Source organism: Pedococcus sp. P3_C7 (genome assembly GCF_056402615.1).
In genome coordinates, this window is record NZ_JBFUHC010000005.1 from 212,987 (window position 1) to 232,897 (window position 19,911).

19 protein-coding genes are annotated in these 19,911 nt (G+C 67.4%); 4 read left to right on the forward strand and 15 right to left on the reverse strand.

What is annotated here, in order from left to right:
• Nucleotides 1-62 precede the first annotated feature (62 nt).
• From AC1DS4_RS08125 to AC1DS4_RS08185, 13 genes are all read right to left on the reverse strand, one after another.
• The gene (locus AC1DS4_RS08125; RefSeq protein WP_477623993.1) at nt 63-1,052 is read right to left on the reverse strand and encodes a sugar phosphate isomerase/epimerase family protein; all 990 of its coding nucleotides are present in this window, start codon (nt 1,050-1,052) and stop codon (nt 63-65) included.
• Entirely contained in the window at nt 1,049-2,011 is a 963-nt protein-coding gene (locus tag AC1DS4_RS08130; RefSeq protein WP_477623992.1) for a sugar phosphate isomerase/epimerase family protein, read from the reverse strand. The genes AC1DS4_RS08125 and AC1DS4_RS08130 overlap by 4 nt, the downstream gene beginning before the upstream one ends.
• On the reverse strand, nt 2,008-2,811 hold the full coding sequence (locus tag AC1DS4_RS08135; RefSeq protein WP_477633418.1) for a TIM barrel protein: 804 nt from the start codon (nt 2,809-2,811) through the stop codon (nt 2,008-2,010). The genes AC1DS4_RS08130 and AC1DS4_RS08135 overlap by 4 nt, the downstream gene beginning before the upstream one ends.
• Complete coding sequence (locus tag AC1DS4_RS08140) at nt 2,808-3,587, reverse strand: nuclear transport factor 2 family protein (RefSeq protein WP_477623990.1); 780 nt, start codon at nt 3,585-3,587, stop codon at nt 2,808-2,810. Before AC1DS4_RS08140 ends, AC1DS4_RS08135 begins: the two co-directional genes overlap by 4 nt.
• Complete coding sequence (locus AC1DS4_RS08145) at nt 3,584-5,131, reverse strand: GMC oxidoreductase (RefSeq protein WP_477623989.1); 1,548 nt, start codon at nt 5,129-5,131, stop codon at nt 3,584-3,586. The genes AC1DS4_RS08140 and AC1DS4_RS08145 overlap by 4 nt, the downstream gene beginning before the upstream one ends.
• The gene (locus AC1DS4_RS08150; protein ID WP_477623988.1) at nt 5,128-5,325 is read right to left on the reverse strand and encodes a hypothetical protein; all 198 of its coding nucleotides are present in this window, start codon (nt 5,323-5,325) and stop codon (nt 5,128-5,130) included. Before AC1DS4_RS08150 ends, AC1DS4_RS08145 begins: the two co-directional genes overlap by 4 nt.
• Nucleotides 5,326-5,327: 2 nt before the next feature.
• Nucleotides 5,328-6,335: a sugar phosphate isomerase/epimerase family protein gene (locus AC1DS4_RS08155; RefSeq protein ID WP_477623987.1), complete on the reverse strand. Its 1,008-nt coding sequence runs from the start codon at nt 6,333-6,335 to the stop codon at nt 5,328-5,330.
• Nucleotides 6,336-6,352: 17 nt separating this feature from the next.
• Entirely contained in the window at nt 6,353-7,495 is a 1,143-nt protein-coding gene (locus AC1DS4_RS08160) for a Gfo/Idh/MocA family protein (RefSeq protein WP_477624235.1), read from the reverse strand.
• A 35-nt stretch (nt 7,496-7,530) separates the two neighbouring features.
• On the reverse strand, nt 7,531-9,048 hold the full coding sequence (locus AC1DS4_RS08165; RefSeq protein ID WP_477623986.1) for a GMC oxidoreductase: 1,518 nt from the start codon (nt 9,046-9,048) through the stop codon (nt 7,531-7,533).
• Nucleotides 9,049-9,070: 22 nt separating this feature from the next.
• Nucleotides 9,071-9,985, reverse strand: coding sequence for a thioredoxin family protein (locus tag AC1DS4_RS08170; protein ID WP_477623985.1), 915 nt, complete (start codon nt 9,983-9,985; stop codon nt 9,071-9,073).
• A gap of 120 nt (nt 9,986-10,105) precedes the next feature.
• Nucleotides 10,106-10,747: a TetR/AcrR family transcriptional regulator gene (locus tag AC1DS4_RS08175; RefSeq protein WP_477623984.1), complete on the reverse strand. Its 642-nt coding sequence runs from the start codon at nt 10,745-10,747 to the stop codon at nt 10,106-10,108.
• Between the two features lie 9 nt (nt 10,748-10,756).
• Entirely contained in the window at nt 10,757-11,866 is a 1,110-nt protein-coding gene (locus AC1DS4_RS08180; protein ID WP_477623983.1) for a sugar phosphate isomerase/epimerase family protein, read from the reverse strand.
• Entirely contained in the window at nt 11,859-12,194 is a 336-nt protein-coding gene (locus AC1DS4_RS08185; RefSeq protein WP_477623982.1) for a C-glycoside deglycosidase beta subunit domain-containing protein, read from the reverse strand. Before AC1DS4_RS08185 ends, AC1DS4_RS08180 begins: the two co-directional genes overlap by 8 nt.
• A gap of 364 nt (nt 12,195-12,558) precedes the next feature.
• On the opposite strand from AC1DS4_RS08185, the gene AC1DS4_RS08190 reads away from it, so the two are divergent.
• The 4 genes from AC1DS4_RS08190 to AC1DS4_RS08205 all read left to right on the forward strand — a co-directional run bounded on the left by AC1DS4_RS08190 (nt 12,559) and on the right by AC1DS4_RS08205 (nt 18,036).
• The gene (locus AC1DS4_RS08190) at nt 12,559-13,917 is read left to right on the forward strand and encodes an MFS transporter (RefSeq protein ID WP_477623981.1); all 1,359 of its coding nucleotides are present in this window, start codon (nt 12,559-12,561) and stop codon (nt 13,915-13,917) included.
• Between the two features lie 132 nt (nt 13,918-14,049).
• Nucleotides 14,050-15,228, forward strand: a complete 1,179-nt coding sequence (gene xylA, locus AC1DS4_RS08195; RefSeq protein WP_477623980.1) for a xylose isomerase — start codon at nt 14,050-14,052, stop codon at nt 15,226-15,228.
• A 3-nt stretch (nt 15,229-15,231) separates the two neighbouring features.
• On the forward strand, nt 15,232-16,722 hold the full coding sequence (locus tag AC1DS4_RS08200; RefSeq protein ID WP_477623979.1) for a xylulokinase: 1,491 nt from the start codon (nt 15,232-15,234) through the stop codon (nt 16,720-16,722).
• Between the two features lie 66 nt (nt 16,723-16,788).
• Entirely contained in the window at nt 16,789-18,036 is a 1,248-nt protein-coding gene (locus AC1DS4_RS08205) for an FAD-binding protein (protein WP_477623978.1), read from the forward strand.
• Between the two features lie 58 nt (nt 18,037-18,094).
• Here AC1DS4_RS08205 and AC1DS4_RS08210 read toward each other — a convergent pair whose 3' ends face one another.
• Nucleotides 18,095-18,904 carry an SDR family NAD(P)-dependent oxidoreductase gene (locus AC1DS4_RS08210; protein ID WP_477623977.1) on the reverse strand — a complete coding sequence of 270 codons (810 nt, stop codon included), beginning with the start codon at nt 18,902-18,904 and terminating at the stop codon, nt 18,095-18,097.
• The gene (locus tag AC1DS4_RS08215) at nt 18,901-19,890 is read right to left on the reverse strand and encodes a cyclase family protein (RefSeq protein WP_477623976.1); all 990 of its coding nucleotides are present in this window, start codon (nt 19,888-19,890) and stop codon (nt 18,901-18,903) included. Before AC1DS4_RS08215 ends, AC1DS4_RS08210 begins: the two co-directional genes overlap by 4 nt.
• Nucleotides 19,891-19,911: the final 21 nt, after the last annotated feature.

Here is a 19,911-nt window from a genome sequence, read left to right on the forward strand (position 1 = left end):
CGTTGGACGCGCGAACGCGCGGGGTGTCGTTGACGGCACGGTTGGGTATGCCGTGGGTTCTCTCAGGCATCGGCAGCTCGCTCCCCTTCGACCATCGGTCGCAGCTCACGCTGCACGAGGTACCCGGCCAGCAGGGCGCTGGCGGCAGGGTGCGGGCTCTGGTCACTTTCGACGACGATCCAGCCCGAGTATCCGGTCCGGATCAGGGCCTGCGTGACTGCGGGGAAGTCGACCAGACCGCCGTCGGCCCCGGGCTCGGCGAACCACCGCGGAACCTCGCGTTCGCCACCGCGCACCCGGACCGTCCAGTGGGCATGGGGTGCCAGGTACTCCTCACCCTCGTCGACGGCCAGGGCATCCTTGAACTGCACGTGGACCACGCGCTCAGGGTGCTTCTCGATGACGGCGACTGGATCCAGGCCCGCAGCGGTGAGCTCGCCGGTGTCGACGACGAGTCCGACGAGCTTCGGATCAGTGAGCTCGAGCAGCTTGTCGAGGGCATCTCCGCGACGAAGGGCCGACAGGAAGTCGACGTGCAGCGCAGTGCGTATGCCGTGCTTCGCTGAGGCCGCGCCGACCGCCTCCCAGCAGTGAGCCAGCCGTGCGAGCCCGACGTCGTCGAGAGGGTCGGTGTCGCCGGCGCCGGGGACGGGGCGCACCAGCAGGACCGACCCACCGAGCTCGGCCAACGCCTCGGCGAACCACGCCGCCCGTTCGATCATGACGGGAACGTCAGCCTCGACGAGAGGCGACAGCGGACCGGTCAGGTGCTCCATCGAACGTTCCTGTGGATCCCAGTACCAGCTGGACACGGCGTCAATGGCGCAGTCGTCCAACAGGTGTCGAAGGCCGGCGACCGACCCGAAGTTCGCCGCGAGCTGCTGAGGGTTCCCCAGCGGTTCCCAGCGCCCGGTCCCTGCAGTGAGCTCGACGCCCTCGAAGCCTGCGATCGAGATGGTCTTGAGTGCGCGCTCGTGCTGCTCCCGGCGGACGAAGTCGTCGAACTGTGGCTTCCACTGGTTGATGGCATAAGCCCATCTGATCGCGGTCATGAGTAGATCCGTTCCAAGACGTTGCTCGCGTACCAGCGGGAGACTGCGGTGCTCTCGGAGTAGTCGCCGCCTTCCTTGTTCGCCTTGTCGTGCTCGACCGAGATCCAGCCCCGGTAGTCGTTGTCCCTGACTGCGGTCATCATCGACTCGAAGTCCACGAGGCCCTGCGACGTGCCCATCTCGTAGAACCACTTGCCGGTCGTGGGCGCCATAATCTCCGAGTCGGGACGCTGTCGGTGGTCGTCGCCGACTGCCACGTTGTGGGTGTCCTTGAAGTGGAACCCGCTCACCCGGTCGGCGTGCCTCTTGTAGAGCGCGACCGGATCGACCCCCGCGATGCAGTGCTGGGCCGTGTCGACGAAGAGCGACACGTACTGCGGGTCGGTGTGCGAGTAGAAGGTGTCGATGTCAGCTTCACTCTGGATGCCGCAGAAGAACTCGTGGTGGCACGTGAGTCGCACACCGTGGCTCGCGGTGATCTCCCCGACCTTGTTCCACAGCTCGGCTGTGGTCTTGAGCTTGTCCTCGGTGACGGGCTCCATGTCGTAGTAGAGCGTGGCGGGCATGACGATGATGTTGTCCAGCTGGATCTCCGACCAGCGCCCCATGGTGACGCGGAAGTCCTCGAGGATGTTCTCGTGCGTCTCCGCCAGGTGGGGAGCGTAGGTGCGGGTGTCGTAGTCAGCCGCGTGGAAAGTGTTGACGATGCGCTCGAGGCCGTGGTCCTGCACCATCTGCTGGTACTTCGCAGGGCCGCCGTAGTCGCCATACATCTGCCAGATGCGGAAGTCGAACGTGTCGATCGCGTCGAAGCCGGTTGCCTTGATCTGCTTGAGGAACGCCGACATGGTCTTGTGCGAGTGCCACTGGTCCACCGGACCAGTAGGGCCGTTGCTCCGCCAGTGGTCCATGTAGCTCCACTTGATGCGGCGTTCCCCTGCGCCATCCTCGTGCGTCATCGCGCCACGACCTGTTCGCCGGCGGCCACCTGTCGCAGGTACCCGAGCGCATCGGCTGTCGACGCGATGGTGGGGTAGCACTCGACGCCAACCGCGCCGGCATACCCGGCCTGGTCGAGCAGCGCGAAGGCAGCCGGCCAGTCGATGGCGCCGCTCCCCGGCTCCCCCCTGCCGGGGGCATCCGCGATCTGCACGTGGGCGACCACGTCGATGACCGCGGGAAGCACGACGTTCGGGTCCTCGCCCTCGACGACGGAGTGGTAGAGGTCGTAGAGGACGCGGGCGTGCGGTGAGTCGACCCCACGGACGACGGCCACCGAGTCGGACGTCATGCTGGTCAGCACGCCCGGGTGGTCCATCCGGGTGTTGACGGCCTCGACGAGGAGAGTGACGTCAGCGTCCGCCGCGATCTCTGCCGCGCGGGCGACCGCCTCCGTCATGATCCCGATCTGGACCGGTCGCTTGAGATAGGGAACGGCAGGGCCGGACCCCACGACGACATACGGACACATCAGCCTCACCGCATCGGCGACGGTCCGTCGAACGTCGTCGAGGAAGCCCTCATGAGTGTCCTTGAGGACGAGCCGCGTTGTCCTCGGGTCGACGAGCACCGTCCACAGCTGGACACCCGTCTCGTCCAGGGCAGCCTCGAGCGCGTCGAGGTCCTTGTCGTGGGTCCAGAAGATCTCGGCCTTGGTGAACCCGGCTTCGGCAGCGGCCCGCACCCTGGCGGCGAGGTCTTCTCCGGCCTCGTGGAACATGTACTCCAGGTTGACCGAGAGGGAGTCGAGCCGGTTCACCGGAACGAGTCCTCGAACGTGCCGTACGGTCGCGGCGGTTCGGGGTCGAGCTTCTGGGCGGTGTCGTTGGCGTACGGCTCGTACTTCTGTGTCACGATCGGGCCGTCCACCGTGGGAAGGAAGACCGGCTTGCCGTCGTCGCCGAACCATGCGAGCTGCGAGTCGTGGCTGTGCTGGTTGTCCTTGGCAAAGCTGATCCAGTCGCGGTTGAACGGCGCCCTCGCCACCTCGTAGCAACGGAAGTGCCAGATTCGCCATTCGCCGTCCTGCTTGATGAAGTCGACGCCGTACTTGCACCACACCCAGTGGGCCCACACCGGCTTGCCATCGACCTCGCCGCCGGAGAACACGTACGGAGGGGCTTCCTTGGCGATCTCGGGATCCATGAGCCCGGACTCCAGGCCCGCCATGATCCAGATGCCCTTGGCCGTGGTGCCGTCGGCGGAGACCTCGACCACCGGAGTGGTCGTGTAGTGGAACAAGAGCTTGCCGACCGGTCGCGGACGTCCGCGGTGGTATGCCGTGACCGACTCGTACGTCGAGTACTCCCCGACGTTGTTGTAGCGGGATCGGATCCCTTCGGTACGCGGCTTGGCCCACAGCTCGTCGATGATCCGCTCGTCCTCGTAGGCGTTGTGGTAGTGCATGTAGCGGTTGAAGACGTTCTCGACTGCGCCGCGGTCGGACGCTCGAACGGCCTCGAGCTCGGTCGCCTCGACTCGGGCCTCCAGCTCGGCCAGGCGCTGGATCAGGGTGGTGTCGTCAATGGTGGTCATCGTGTCTCTTCCGTCGGTGCCGGGTCTGGGGTGCTGGCAAGGCGCTCGATCAGCGCATCGGCCCCGCGCACAGCGAGGGCAACGCTGGTGAGCGTCGGGTTGCAGGAGTTCGCCGTGGGAATCAGGCCGTTGCCGGCGAGGACGAGCCCCGGCACCCCCCACACCCGGGAGTCGGGGTCGCAGACGCTGGTGCCGTCGTCGAGGGGCCCCATCCGAACGGTGCCCATGTAGTGCAGGGAGCTTCCGGGTGGCATCACGACGGGCATCCCGTCGATGAAGGTTCCCAAGGCGGCTGCAGCGCGGGCCAGGAACTCCCGCGCGTGGTCGAGTTCCGCCTCCTCGCGCTCGGTGACCTCGTAGGCGATCCTGATCCCTGGCAGCTGGTTCTCGTCGGGATCATCGTCAGCGAACAGGAGTCGGTCCTCGGCGCGCGGCCACTTCCTGACCCCCCAGCCCATGCCGACGTAGCCTCCGACGTTGCCGATGAAGGGGCTGTCCGGTGGGAGCGGGATCGGGCAGACCGGGCTGTAGATGAGCTGTGCGTGGAAGGGGTGAAGGTCCTGGTCGAACCGGATCCCCACCACCACGCGAACGGGGTCGATCGGAGCATCCGTGGCAGCGACGGGCGGGAGCAGTCCTTCCTTCACTGCCACGACACCGAAGATGAGCGGGTGTTCGGTCAGGTACCGACCCAGCGCCTGGGGCCTGATCCCCGATGCCCACAGCAGCTGTGGGGTACGCAGGGCGTCTGCCGCCACGACCACTTCGTCAGCCCTCTCCTGGGATTCGTCTCCAGTGGCGAGGTCCCGCAGGACGGCACCCACGACGTTGCCGTCCTCGACAAGGAGGCGCACGGCAAGGGTTCCCGTCCGGAGTTCGAAGCGACCCGCCTTCGCACCCGGTGTAGAGAGCTCCCCCAGCACGACATCCGTGCCAGACCAACGCATCGAGCCGTCGGCCCGGGGATCGCCGGCAACGGGGAGCGGCTGGACGAGCAGGCCGTCGTCAGCGAACTCGTCTGCGACGAGTCCCAGAAGTGCCGCCGCCTGCGGGGCCCCGCTGAACGCTTCATGCGTGGTGTGCAGGAGTCGCTCGGCCTCGTCGAGCAGCCCGTCCAGCTCCGCGTCGAGGAAGTCGATGCGCTCGGTTCCTATCGGCCGGGGGGTTGCGCACGTCCAGTGGGCCCCTTGACCTCCGACACACGTCGCAGCCGCAGCTGCCGGCATACCTGTGCTTCCCTCAGCAGCGCGACCAACCAGGTGGGTTCCCTGCCGTGCCGTGACCGTGCCCTCCATGCCCCCCGTGGGGATACCGGCCAGCCCGGCGCGACCAGCTGCGGGCCCTTGCGATGCGAGCTTGGCTGCCGTCTGCTCCGCCTTGTCTTCGATGTTGCGCACGTTCATGCCGAGGGGGTCACTGAGCGCGGGACCGGCCTCGACCATCAGCACCGAGACGGATTCGCTTCGCTCCATTAGACGACGGGCGTACACGGCTCCCGTTGGTCCGGATCCGATGACGATGACCTTGCGGTGGTCGCTGCTCATGCGCGGCTCTCCCTAGCCCCCGCCAGCCAGCTGCGGAGCTCCTTTCGATCACGGCGGATGCAGCTGACGATGTTGCCGATGACGACTCCGAGCGCGGCAGGTCCCGCGGACGGGCCGGCGTTGACGAGCAGTGAGGTGAGCTGGCGTTCGTCGAACTCTGCGGTCAGGACTGCCTGCCGGATGGTGGAGATCATGGTCACTCCCCCGACGAGAAGGCTGCGTCGAACGAGGCTGAAGGCGCGTCGAAGGCGAGCCGGCGCACGAAGTCCAGTGCCTCGGGAGCACCGACGAGGCGGTCCATACCGGCGTCCTCCCACTCGACGGAGATCGGTCCGTCGTAGCCGATGGTGTTGAGCATGCGGAAGCACTGCTCCCACGGCACGTCACCGTGACCGGTGGACACGAAGTCCCAGCCGCGGCGGGGGTCTGCCCAGGGGAGGTGGGACCCGAGGCGTCCGTTGCGGCCGTTGCCCACCAGCCGCTTGGCGTCCTTGCAGTCGACGTGGTAGATGCGGTCCTTGAAGTCCCACAGGAAGCCCACGGGGTCGAGGTCCTGCCACACGAAGTGACTGGGGTCCCAGTTGAGTCCGAACGCCTCACGGTGGCCGATGGCCTCGAGGGTGCGGACTGTGGTCCAGTAGTCGTAGGCGATCTCCGACGGGTGCACCTCGTGGGCAAACCGAACGCCGCACTCGTCGAAGACGTCGAGGATCGGGTTCCACCGGTCGGCGAAGTCCTGGTAGCCGGCGTCCACCATCTCGGTGGACGCGGGCGGGAACATCGCGACGTACTTCCAGATCGCCGAACCGGTGAATCCGATGACGGTGGAGACCCCGAGTCGCTGAGCCGCGCGGGCCGTCATCTTCATCTCCTCGGCAGCGCGTTGGCGGACGCCCTCGGCGTCACCATCGCCCCAGATTCGGGACGAGAGAATGCCCTGATGACGGGCGTCGATCGGGTCGTCGCAGACGGCCTGCCCTGTGAGGTGGTTGGAGATCGCAAACACCTTCAGGTCGTACCGGGCCAACAGGTCCAGCTTGGCCTGGACGTACTCGTCGTCCTCGGCGGCCTTCCACGGGTCGAGGTGGTCCCCCCAACAGGCGATCTCCAGTCCGTCGTAACCCCATTCGGAGGCGAGTCGGGCGACCTCTTCGAAGGGCAGGTCGGCCCATTGACCGGTAAAGAGGGTGACAGGGCGAGTCATGGTTGTTCCTTACGTCTTCAGGCGGGGACGGTCTGCCAGGCCCGCGAAGCGGAGCTGGTCTCGACCGCATCGAGGACACGCTGTACTTGGAGGCCGTCGTCGAACGAGGGCGTGGGGTCATCACCGGCGGCGATGGCTGACACCAGGTCGACCACCTGGTGACTGAAGCCGTGCTCGTAACCCAGGCCGTGCCCCGCCGGCCACCACGCGGCGACGTACGGATGCTCCGGCTCGGTGACGAGGATGCGGCGAAAGCCCGCCGTGTCCGAGGACTCGGCTGCGTCGTAGAACTCGAGGACATTCATGTCCTCGAAGTCGAAGGCGAGGCTTCCCTTGGACCCGTTGACCTCGATGCGTAGTGCGTTCTTGCGCCCGTAGGCGAAGCGCGTCGCTTCGAACACACCCATGGCGCCGCCGGCGAACTGGGCCAGGAAGCTCGCTGCATCGTCGACGGTCACCGGTCCCCGCTCGGACCCTGCTGTGCCCGCCAGGCCCGCGTGGTCGCTCGCGATGGGGCGTTCGGTGACGAAGGTCCGCAGGTTTCCCGAGACGTCCGTGACGGTGTCGCCCGTCAGAAACTGGGCGAGGTCCAGCGCGTGCGCTCCGATGTCTCCCAGCGCCCCCGAACCAGCCTTCTCCTTGTCGAGCCGCCAGGAGAGGGGTGCTTCGGGATCCGCGATCCAGTCCTGGAGGTACTGAGCCCGAACGTGGCGCACCTGGCCGATGCGCCCCTGATCGACAAGTCGCTTGGCGAGCGCGATCGCCGGCACCCGGCGATACGTGAAGCCGACCATCGACCGCACACCACGTTCGCGCGCCACTCGAGCTGCGTCAGCCATCCGTTCTGCCTCGTCGACGGAGTTCGCCAACGGCTTCTCGCAGAGGACGTGCTTGCCGGCCTGCAGCGCAGCGATGGCGATCTCGGCGTGGGTGTCACCGGGCGTACAGATGTCGATGAGGTCGACGTCGTCCCGTTCGACCACGCGGCGCCAGTCGGTCTCGGTGGTTGCCCAGCCCATCCTCCGGGCCGCGGCGGCGACGCGGTGCTCATCACGGCCGACGAGGACGGACATCTGGGGAGCGAGTGGGAGGTCGAACATCCGGGGCGCGGTCCGCCAGGCCTGCGAGTGCGCGGTACCCATGAAGGCATAGCCCACCATGGCCACGCGGAGGGGTCTCTGGGTCGGGTGCTCCGTCACGGGACGGTTCCTTCCTGCTTCGGATAGGTGCTGGCGATGTCGCGAGCACCTGCCACGGCCAGCGCGACCGAGGTCAGGGTGGGATTGCATGCCGTGGACGTGGGGATCAACCCGTTCCCGGCCACCCTGAGGCCGTCGACACCCCAGACCCGGGACAGCGGGTCGCACACCGAGGTGCCGTCGTCGGTGGTCCCCATGCGCACGGTGCCCTGGTAGTGCAAGGACGCGCCGGAAGGCAGCGTGATCGGGTCTGCGTCGAGAGGTTCACCGAGCGCCTCAGCCGCCTTTCGAACGAGCTGGCGGGCCTGTTCGAGCGCTGCCAGGTCCTTGTCCGTGAGCGTGTAATGGACACGGATGGCCGGCATTCCGAATGCATCCGTGCTGTCATCGTCGAACTCGAGTCGGTCTGTCTCCTGGAGGTCCTTGGCACAGAACCAGCCCAGGCCGACGATGCTGCCGGGCTCGACCACGTCATCGGCCGCGAGCGGCACGGGTGAGGCGTCCAGCTGCATGACCTGGCCGTGGAACGGCTCCGCATCCGTGAAGGGAACCCAGCTGACACCGCTTTGACGGGCGATTCTGGGCTTCTGCGAGTCGCCGCCCTGCAACGCGTCCCCAGCGACCACATCGCGGAGCCGTGCCGCGAAGATGACCTGGGCCTGGTCGTTGAGGTAGCGGCCCAGAGCCGGCGGACGGATACCCGACGCCCACAGCAGCTGCGGGGTACGGACCGCATCAGCCGCCACGACGACCTGGCCGACCGCCACCTGGTGCTCGGTCCCGTCCTGGAGGTCGCGGACCACGACGCTTGACACGCCACCGTCCTCCAGCCGGAGCACACGAACCTGCGCTTCGGGGAAGAGGATGTGTCGCGGGTTGGACCGCGTGGCCTCGCCGTAGACCACGTCGGATCCCGACCAGGTCACCCGGCCGTCACCGTGCGTCTGTACCGCCAGGGGCATCGGCTGGACCTTGCGACCCCCAGGGCGTGAGTCGTTGAAGACAGTGCCAAGCCGGGCTCGCACTTCGTCCGTGAAAGGAGCCCCATCGAAGGCGTGGGTTGACACACCGAGGAGGCGCTCTGCTTCATCGAGGAGCTCGTCGAGGTTGTCGACGAACCCGATGACCTCGCTGTCGCCTGGCCGCGGACACGCCGCGGTCCAGTGCGCGCCCATGCCGCCGACATTGCTCGACATCGCGAGCGACGGTATGCCGTCCTCGCCCGGCTGTTGGAAGCCGTCGGGAAGCAGGTGGGTGCCAGGTCGCCGGAGCCGCCGGTCCTCAGAGTCCGCGCCGACGAGGCCTTCTGAGCGGCGCTGCGCGGACGTCCTCTCCTCCGCATCGATGATGTTCTTGACATGGATCCCGGGCGGGTCTGCCAACAGCGGTCCCACCTCGAAGGTGACGAGGTCAAGGTCTGGGCGCAGCTCGCTGAGGACGCGCGCGTAGGCAGCACCGGTGGGACCACTTCCGACGATGGCGACATCCACGCGTGAGGGGAACTTCCGCGACATTGGGGATTCCTCGATGGTGGGCTCAGGCGCCCGCGGTGGAGCTGGAGGCGGCGCGGAAGTCGCGCCAGCCGGGCAGATCCCACGGTCGGGCGAGCGAGTCCCGAAGGTGGGCGACGAGTTCGTCCTTGGCCGGGAGGGGAGAGATTCGTCCGTCCGGGTGGCGGTAGGTCCGACAGGCGAGCGCGGAGGGAGCTTCGACGGTGAAGAGGTCGCTGCCGCCAACCTGGAAGGTGGGGGAGCCAGGGAAGGACCGACTGGCTGCCTGCTCAGGGCTGCTGACCTGGACCCGCTCCACACGGACGTCTGTGCGGCCGATCTCGGCGAGGCAATTGGTCAACAGGATCTCGGCGGCTCCGTGGCTGGGGCAGCCGTCGTACCAGAGCAGCTCGACCCGCCACTTGACCGAGCAACCCGCCGGCGAGGTGGTGGGTCGCTGCACCGGCTCGCCCGCCAGCACGCTTTCGAGGGCGTCGCGGACGAACCGGGCGTTCTGGGTGGGGTCGTCGTGGTCCCCGTCAGGTGCGCCGTGGTAGCGAATCACTCCATCGGCGTCCACCACAAAGACCTCGGGGGTCGCCGTGGCACCGAAGGACGCGGTGACCGACTGCTGAACATCCTTCAGGTAGGCGCCGGCGACCTCACCCGCGGCGACGCGTGCCTGCATTCCTTCGAGAGAGTCCTTCGGCTGGAGCTCCTCGTCGTTGCTCACGATCTGGACGAGCTGGACGCCACGCCCCGCGTAGTCGGCGGCGATCTTCTGGATGCGGTCGTGCCACGCGAGGGCATAGGGGCAACCGTTCGAGGTGAAGACCACGACGGTGGCCGAGTTCGCGGAGTAGTCCGCGCTGACGGTCTGTCCCTGGGAGTCCGGGAGGCTGATGCTGGGGGCACCATCCCCGGCAGTCCTCCTGCGGACCTTCGTGGTCGTGTCGGACACCGGGTCTCCTCTCGACGTCCCACCACTGCGGTGGGCACTCGTGGAGAGTCTTCATCCTCCGGAACTAAAACAACAGTTCTAGTTCGTGATGCGGGGCATCGCTGGGAACGATGCCCCGCATCAACCCGGGCTCAGATATGCAGCCACCATCTCGACGAGGACGGCCAACAGTTCTTCCCACGGTTGATCCATGGCCGCTTCTGGGTCACTGCCCAGGCCCAACTGCCTGGCGAGGACGCTGTAGACCACCGTGCAGGACCACGTGACGGCCGCCTCCGGATCCGGGCGGGTGATGGCATCGCCGGCGGACAGCAGCGCCTTGGAGAAGGCCGACACCATGTCCTCGTGCGCGATCTTGCCTCCCGCGGCGATCACCGGGTCGTTGTGGGCGAGCCGCATGAAGGGTGCCAGCTCATCGGCGTGCCTGCGCAACAGCTCCGCGAGCGCGCGAACCGCGCGCCCCACCAAGGCATGCAACGTCTCCTGGGACGAGGCATCCAAGCTCAGGGCGCGATGGGTCTCGATCGCGAGGCGTTCCATCAGCCGTGCATGGGCAACCCGAATGAGGTCGTCCTTGCTGGCGACGCGAGCGTAGATGGAGCCGGTGGAGACCCCCGAGCGCGCGGCGACCTCGGCAACCGTGATCGCGCCAGAGCGCCGCTCCACCATCAGCGACATGGCACCCTCGACCGCCCGGTCGAAGGACTGACGGCTGCGCTCCTGCTTGGGTTTCTTGACGAGTTCGCCACCAGGGGGCGTCATGCGCCGAGCCTACTGAACCGCGCCCCGCACCGATCCGTGATGGGCGTTCAGCTGCTCACGGGCCTCGGCTGCGGACGTGACCATGCGCGATCCAGCGAACTCGGCCGCCGACCGCTGAACGGCCTGTTCCCCGGCGACGATCGGGAACGCGTCGTCCCAGTGGTTCCAGTGCCAGCCTTCGTACTCGGTGGAGATGGCGCCCTTGTACCCGGCATTGACGAGCTGGGTGACGAGGCCGCGGACAGGCACCGAGGGCTCTTCGCCGCTCTCGTCGATGCCGAAGAACTTGCCGTGGACGTGCCGGATCCACGGCATGATCTCGAGCCAGGAGCTGACCTCGGCTGGTCCGAACAGACCCGTGCCGTTGATGGCCAGGTCGACGCCGAGATCCGGACGCCCGTGGCGCGCGGCAAGTCCGATGAAGGCACCGAACCGCTGGCCGTGCTCGGAGTCGGTGTTCGGCGGCCCCTGTCGGTAGTAGTCGCGCCAGAGCTCGACCGCCGCGGAGATGAGGTCCTCGCTGGCGCCGCGCCGACGGTACGCCTCGACCGCGGACGGAGCGAAGTCGATGACCGTGGCGCCCCAGTCGGCCACGAACCCCAGCAGTGGGGATCCGAGCTTCTCGTAACGGTCGCGGAGCGCCAGGACCAGGTCAGCCTTCGCGTGGTGGTGGGCGTGGACCTCGATGGCGAGGGTTACCCCGTAACGCTCGGCGATGGGGAGCAACGCCTCCATCGAATCTGGCGTCAGCGAGATCTGGACACGGGCCAGGGGGAAGCCGAGCTTCGCCGCCGACTCGATCTGGCGTCGCATGTACTCCACCAGCTCGGTGTCCGTCATCAGGCCGTCCCGGCGGATGCCGACGTCTGTGTTGATGGCCAGCGAAGTCTGCACCAGACCGGCATCATCGACCAGGCCGCGGAACCACTCGGCATACTCGTCGGTGACCTCGGGGAAACCGCGGAAGGCGGAGAAGCCGATGATCTCCAAACCGGGCCCGTACCCATCAGCGGACACCCGACGGATCAGCCCCTCGAGATCGTCCTGGCGCGCGTGGAACGCGCGCGTGAAGCTGTAGAGGGTCACGCCTTGGATCGGGGTACCGAGGGAGTCAGACATCTGCAGCAACCTCCATGGTCTTCCGGCCGTGCTCTTCGATGAGCAGGACGCCGTGCGCGGTCACGATGTAGGGGATGTACAGGTGGAGGTCGACCTCGACATCGTGCGACTGGCCGTCTGCGACTGCGAGGTCCCCGGACAGGACGGCGGAGTCGGTGGTGAACCACCACTCATCGACCGTCTCGGCCAGCTCCCCCAAGCGGAAGTCGCGGCCGTTCAGGTTCCAGACGAGGCTGTCCTTGGGTGCGGCGACGCCGTCGATGCGGAGCTCGACGTCGGCGATGCATGACGCGGGCAACGCCCGATACCAAGGGATTCGGACCTCCACGGAGGCGCGTCGCCCGGTGGACCTGAGGGTCCCGTCCTCCACAATTCGATCGGGGATCATCGACTCTCCTCGCTAGGCCGCGCATTCCAGGACAGCGTCATTGAAGCCGGGATCCAGCGAGCGACGAAGGCGTGAATGCCGATACGAGGCATCACCAGAACCGATGCCCGCCTTCAACAATTCGACAGAGCGGACGCCTGCCGGAGCCTCGGAGGGTCGGATATGGTTCGTGCGGATGCCGGGGTGAGTTTCGCAGTGCAGCGACCGCCCGTCGGGCTCGTCGTGGACGGGCTACGCGCACACTGCCGCGTCCTCGTCAGTCAGGCAGGCCTGCTCCGTGCCCCATGCCACTGTGCTCTCCCCAGTGAACCCATCCACGCGCCACCGGCGACTCCAGATCGCGCTCCTCGTCGTCACGTTCCTGACAGCCATGGACCAGACGATCGTCGCGACCGCCCTGCCAGCCGTCGTCCACGAGGTGGGGGGCCGATCAGCGATGGGGTGGGTCTTCGCCAGCTACACCCTGGCGATGACGATCTCGATGCCCGTGTACGGACGACTCGGCGACCTTCGCGGACGCCGGTCGATGTTCCTCCTGTGCCTCGGGGGTTTCGTGACCTCGTCGGTCGCGTGCGGGCTCGCGACCACGATGCCCCAGCTCGTCGGGCTTCGTGCCCTTCAGGGTCTGGCCGGCGGCGGGGTCCTCGTTCTGTCCCAGGCAGTCGTCGCCGACGCCGTCCCGGCTCGTCAGCGTGGACAGTTCATGGCGCCTGTTGGTCTGGTCTTCGCGGCCGCGAGCGTGGTGGCCCCGCTCATCGGGGGAGCCCTCACTGACTCCCTGGGGTGGCGGTGGGTTTTCTGGGTGAATCTGCCACTGGGCCTGGTGACCATCCTTCTGGCCACCAAGTCCGTTCCCCGCACCCAGTCAGAGACCCCGAGCGGAAGGTTGGATGTTCCCGGAGCCGTCGTCTACGCCATCGCCGTGACCGCTCTGGTGTCAGTGGTCGGCACCGTCGGTCAGACCAACTGGTTGACGCCGGCAGGTGGGGCCCTCACGACAGTGGCGGTGCTCGCTTCCGCCGTGTTCATCAGGCGCATGTTGCGTCACGAAGACCCGCTCATCCCCATCACGGTGTTGCGCGACCGCACCATCAGGGTCAGCGCCTGGTTGGGTTTCACCGTCGGCGCAGCCGTGTTCGCGCTTGTCGGTTTTCTCCCCACCATCGTGCAGACCGTCCTCGACGTCCCCGCCACCGCATCGGGCGCGCTACTGCTGGCCCTGATCCTCGGGATGATGGCCTCGGTCACCGCCACGTCTGCCCTGATCTCCCGGACGGGGAGGTATCGCCGGCTCCCCCTGGTGGGATGTCTGGTCGGCGCCGGCGCGATGCTGGCCCTCTCCGGCCTGGACGCCTCCTGGAGCCTGCCGCACACCGCGATCTGGATCGGCCTCCTCGGCGTCGGAACAGGGTGCTACATGCAACTGGTGACCACCATGGCGCAGGATTCGGCACCGCCGGAGCTGGTGGGTTCGGCGACGGCAACCGTGTCGCTCGGACGGGAGCTCGGAGTCACCATCGGAGCGGCCTCGATCGGCAGCCTGCTGGCGACGCGGTTCGACGCAGGGACCCTGTTCCTGGCTCTCGGGGGGGTCCTCGTGGTCGGCGCCCTGGTGTCACTCCTTGTCCCGAACCAAGAGTTTGCCCAAGAGCCCTCACGCTGACCTCGGCATTGCTCTGGCCGATGGAGTCCATCACGAACTGGAACTGTCATTCTGATTTGGGAAGGGACAGACTCTCAGCGGCGCACCGACCCGCTCGCGCCACGCCAGTCTCTATGCGGAAGTGAGTTCACCGTGGCTCGTCAGCCCCAGCCTGAAGACAAGTTCTCGTTCGGTCTCTGGACCGTCGGCTGGACCGGCGCCGACCCCTTCGGAACCGCGAGCCGCCCCGCGCTGGACCCGTGGGAGTATGCCGAGAAGCTGGCCGAGATCGGCGCCTGGGGGATCACCTTCCATGACAACGACGTCTTTGCGTTCGACGCCGATGAGACGACGAAGCAGGACCGTCTTGGCCGACTGAAGTCCGCCACGGATGCCTCAGGGTTGGTCATCGAGATGGTGACCACCAACACCTTCTCGCACCCCGTCTTCAAGGACGGTGGGCTCACTTCGAACGACCGGTCGGTCCGGCGGTTCGGGCTGCGCAAGGTCCTCGGCGCTGTCGACATCGCCGCGCAGATGGGGGCGACGACCTTCGTCATGTGGGGCGGCCGCGAGGGCGCAGAGTACGACGGGTCCAAGGACCTGTACTCCGCGTTGGACCGCTACAAGGAGGGCCTGGACACGGTTGCGTCCTACATCAAGGAGAAGGACTACGACCTGCGGATTGCGCTGGAACCAAAGCCGAACGAGCCGCGCGGAGACATCTTCCTTCCGACCGTCGGGCATGCTCTCGCGCTGATCGCAGAACTGGAGCACGGTGACATCGTGGGCGTGAACCCGGAGACGGGTCACGAGCAGATGGCCAACCTCAACTACACGCACCAGCTCGCCCAGGCGCTCTGGAGCGGCAAACTGTTCCACATCGACCTGAACGGACAGCGCGGCCTGAAGTACGACCAGGACCTGGTCTTCGGGCACGGCGACCTCCTGTCCGCCTTCTTCACCGTGGACCTGCTGGAGAACGGCTTCGTCGGCCGACCCGACGCCCCGCGGTTCGATGGCCCCAGGCACTTCGACTACAAGCCCTCTCGCACCGAGCACCTCGCCGGCGTGTGGGAGTCCGCGAAGGCCTGCATGTCGACATACCTGCTCCTTGCGGAGAAGGCGAAGGAGTTCCGCGCGGACCAGCGGGTCACGGAGGCACTGGAGTACTCCGGGGTGACCTCCCTCGCGACGCCGACCCTCGATGCTGGAGAGTCACTTGCCGACTTCCTGTCCAAGGACGACAAGTTCGACGTCGAGAAGGCAGCCGAGCGCGACTACGGCTTCGTCCGGCTCAACCAGCTCGCCCTCGAGCACCTCATCGGCTGACGGATGACGCTGGTCGCCGGCGTCGACTCGTCGACGCAGTCGTGCAAGGTCGTCATCCGGGATGCGGCGACCGGTGCCCTTGTCCGACAGGGCAGCGCAAGGCACCCGACGGGGACCGAGGTCCACCCAGATGCGTGGTGGGACGGGTTCGTCGAAGCAGTCGACACTGCCGGCGGGCTGTCCGACGTCTCTGCGATCTCGGTCGCAGGACAGCAGCACGGCATGGTGTGCCTCGACGCAGACGGCCAGGTGATCCGCCCCGCTCTGTTGTGGAACGACACGCGCTCCGCTTCGGCCGCCTCTGCCCTGGTTCGCGAGCTCGGCGAAGGCGATGAGGCCCTCGGTGCCGCGAGATGGGCGGAGGCCGTGGGCAGTGTCCCTGTCGCCGCTCTGACCGTGACGAAGTTGCGATGGCTCGCCGACGCGGAGCCCGACAATGCCGCCAGGGTTGCGGCGGTCGCCCTGCCCCATGACTGGCTGACGTGGCGGCTGACGGGAGCCGAGTCGCTCGGCACCTTGGTGACCGACCGATCCGACGCTTCTGGGACCGGCTACTTCGACGCTGTCTCGGGGAGGTACCGTCGGGACCTGCTCGCCCTGGCGCTCAGACGCGAGGAGAGCGACGTTTCCCACATCGTCCTGCCACGCGTCCTGGGACCACACGAAGCAGCCGGTCGCGGCTCCGCGGCGCTGAATCTGGCGCACCTCGTGGTTGGGCCGGGCTGCGGCGACAACGCCGGGGCCGCTCTGGGACTGGGCCTCGAGGCTGGGGCGACCCTGGTGTCCCTCGGCACGTCCGGTGTGGTCGCCTCGGTCTCGGACACCCCCACCAGCGACGCCAGTGGGACCGTTGCGGGGTTCGCCGATGCCACGGGAAGATTCCTGCCACTCGCGTGCACCCTCAACGGGGCCAGGGTCATCGATGCAACGGCGCAGCTGCTCGGCGTCGATCATGCCGAGCTCTCACAGCTCGCCCTCAGCGCGAATCCGGGGTCGGGCGGACTGGTGCTCGTGCCGTACTTCGAGGGAGAAAGGACACCCAACCTGCCCGCGGCGACCGGTGAGCTCCATGGGGTCACGCTGGAGAGCCTCACCGCTTCGAACCTCGCCCTGGCCGCCTTCGAGGGACTCGCGGGACTCCTGGGCGCCGCGATGTCTGGCATGCGGGACCAACGTGTGGCGATCAAGTCCGTGACCCTGGCCGGTGGCGGGTCACGGTCGGAGGCCTTCCGCGTCGTCAGTGCGCGGACCTGGGGCCTGCCGGTGACCGTGCCCGATTCCGGAGAGGACGTGGCCGACGGAGCCGCCCGACAGGCGGCCTGGGTCCTCATGGACTCGTCCGAACCACCGGTCTGGCATTTCAGGGAGGCAACCGAATACACCCCGCCGCCTACACCGCAGGTTCAGACCGGCTACGACAGGGCGGCGGTTCGCGTCCGCCGGGCCGCCGACGACGCGGCATACCCCTCAGCCGGGTCCGACCGGTCACCGTAGGCGCACACAGGCACGGACGAAACGTCTACCAGCAGGCCGTCGCCGGCCGGAGGGATGAGGTCAGCTGTGGCATCCGCCATTGGCACGAACTGGGCAGGCAACCACGCATACGTCGCCTCCGCGCTGGCGGAGCCATCGAGTGTCGCCGAACTCCAAGGACTCGTCGCGCGCTCCCCACAGATCCGCGCTCTTGGCTCGCGTCACTCCTTCTCCGACCTCACGGACACGCGCGGGATCCTCGTGGACCTGGCAGGGCTGCCCGCCGATATCCGGATCGACGAGGAGTCGTCGTCGGTCTCCGTGTCAGCGGGGACGCGCTACGGCGACCTCGCCGCGGCCCTCGACCAACGAGGTCAGGCGCTGGCCAACATGGCATCACTGCCACACATCTCCGTCTGTGGGGCCGTGGCCACCGGCACGCACGGCTCCGGAGATACGAACCAGTCCCTCTCCAGTGCCGTTCGTGCCCTCGAGATCGTGGGGCCCGACGGCTACCTCCGACGCCTCGACAGGGCAGACTCCGACTTCGACGGCTCCGTGGTGGCGCTGGGTGCGCTGGGCATCGTCACGCGAGTGGTGCTGGACATCGGGCCCAGCTACGGGCTACGGCAATACGTGAGCACGGGCCTGACCTGGTCAACCATCGAAAGTCGATTCGACGACCTCACCGCGGCGGGATACAGCGTCAGCATCTTCACGCGCTTCGGCGACGAGTCGGAGAACCAGCTGTGGGTCAAAGCCCTGGCCGATCGGCCGGCGACGCCGAACACATTCGGCACGACACCTGCACTCACGCCCACGCACATGCTCACGGGTGGTGCCGTCGAAGCCCTCACCGAACAGGGCGGAGTGCCGGGGCGGTGGATGCACCGACTCCCCCACTTTCGCATCGACTTCACCCCCAGCCGGGGCGAGGAGCTGCAGAGTGAGTACTTCCTCCCGCGCGAGCACGCCTTGCGAGGCGTGGACGCCCTTCGCCGGCTGAGTCCGCAGTTCCGGCACGTGTTGCAGGTTGCTGAGATTCGCACCATCGCCGCAGACTCGCTCTGGCTCAGCGGCGCATATGACCGCGAGACAGTTGCCGTGCACTTCACGTGGGTGCAGGACGAGGCCGCGGTCAGGGTTGCGCTGCGTGAGATCGAGGGTGCCCTGGCGTCGTGGGGGGCGCGACCTCACTGGGGGAAGCTCTTCGGCTTCGACCAGGCCGCCGTGTCAGCCGTCTTTCCGAGGTTGACTGACTTCAGGGGGCTTCGCGATCGAGTGGACCCCGACCGAAAGTTCGGCAATGCCTTCCTTGACCGCTGCCTGCAGTAGTCCCCAGCGGCAGATGCATCAGCGCTGACCACAGGATTTGGGGTTCGCCCGGGGTTGCTCACAGTCCCGTGTCGCGCACCTCAGAAACCCACTGGCCGGGAAGTACTGCTGACCAACCGCCATCAACCACCAGGTTCGCGCCCGTGACGTACGACGCGTCATCGGACGCGAGGAACAAGGCACAGCGGACCACCTCGCGAGGGCTTCCGACTCGGCCGAGCGGGATGTGTCGGGCTATGTCTCGCATCGGATGGTCGGGCGCGAGCAGGTCCCCCTGCGTGGCTGGAGTGGCAACCATGCCGGGGCTCACGCAGTTCACCCGAATGCCGTGCGGCGCACCTTCGGCGGCGAGCTGCTTGGTCAACGCGACGATGCCACCTTTGGTGACCGTGTGGGCGACTCGGGTGTTCGTCATGGACCCACTGATGCCTGCAGTCGATCCGACGAGCACGACCGCGCCCGAGCGCGGGGCCTTGAGGTGCTTCCAAGCGTGTCGGATGGGCAGGAACGTCACGTCCAGCTCGTGAGCCAGGACGAAGTGCCACTCCTCGACAGAGACCTGCTCGACGGGGTTGAAACGCGTGGCGCCGGCGTTGGCATACACGATGTCGACACCGCCATGACGCTCCGCAGCATCGTCCACCCAGGCGCGAACAGCTGCGTCGTCCGTGAGGTCCACCGGCTGCGTGCTGGTCATGACTCCCCCGGCTGCGCGCACGAGCTCGACCGTCTCGGCCGCGCCGTCGGCCTGGATGTCGCAACCCACGACGATGGCACCCTCCGCCGCGAAGAGCAGGGCTGCTTCGCGGCCCTGACCGCCGGCCGTGCCCGTGATCAGGGCGACCTTGCCCTCGAGTCGTCGCGTCACTTGACCGCGACTGGGTTCACCGGCGCACCAACGGCACCCGTGAACGGGATGGGCGCAGCGGTGAGCCAGAACTCGTAGACACCATCGGCGGCGCAGTCAGCGCTGAGCGCCTCGAGATCCCACATCTCCCCGAGGAAGAGCCCGATGTGCGGGATCGCCACCTGGTGCAGCGGCTGGAACGCGACGTCGAACTCGTTGGGTCGCACTTCCAAGCCCCAGGTGTCGGTGGCAATGGCCGAGATCTCTGAGCGGTGCAGCCAGTCGACCGTGGTGAACGACAGACCCGGCGAGTCTCCGCCGGCGTAGTCCTTCCACCCTTCGCGTCGCGCGCGCGTGAGTCTCCCCGTGCGGACCACGACGATGTCGCCGCGACCGACCGTGGAGCTGGGCCCCTGCGCGGCGATGGTGGCCTCGAGGTGCTGCTCAGTGATGGCAAATCCGTCGGGCAGCTCGCCGTCCGTGCCGAACTGGCGAGCGACGTCGAGCAGCACCCCGCGCCCGGCGACGACGTCCGCCACCGTCTCGATGCCCGTGAAGCTGTCGCCGAGGCTTGTCACCACCTGGTCGGCGGGGCGCCCGTTCCAGGCCTTGCCGTGGTCGAAGATGTGACCCAACCCATCCCATTGGGTCGAGCACTGGAGCGGCATCGTCACCACATCGTCCGCGCCGCCGAGACCGTGGGGGAAACCCTGTACACCTGCCACGGCGTCGGTTCCGGTGTCGAGCATGACGTGGATCGGGTTGGTCCTCCGCCGCCACCCCTTCTGTGGCCCTTCCATGTCGAACGACTGCGACAGCGAAAAGCTTCGACCGGTGACGACCAGGGCGGCGGCCGACAGTCGCTTCTCCTGGCTCAGGAAGTTCATGGTGCCGCGAACGTCGTCGGGCCCCCAACGCCCCCAGTTCGAGACCCGCTTTGCTGCCGCCGCGATCGCGCCGGCAGGGTCGGAGGCGTCGAGCTCATCAGGCGTCATGGTGATGTCCATTCGTCGAGGGTGGTTGCGCGG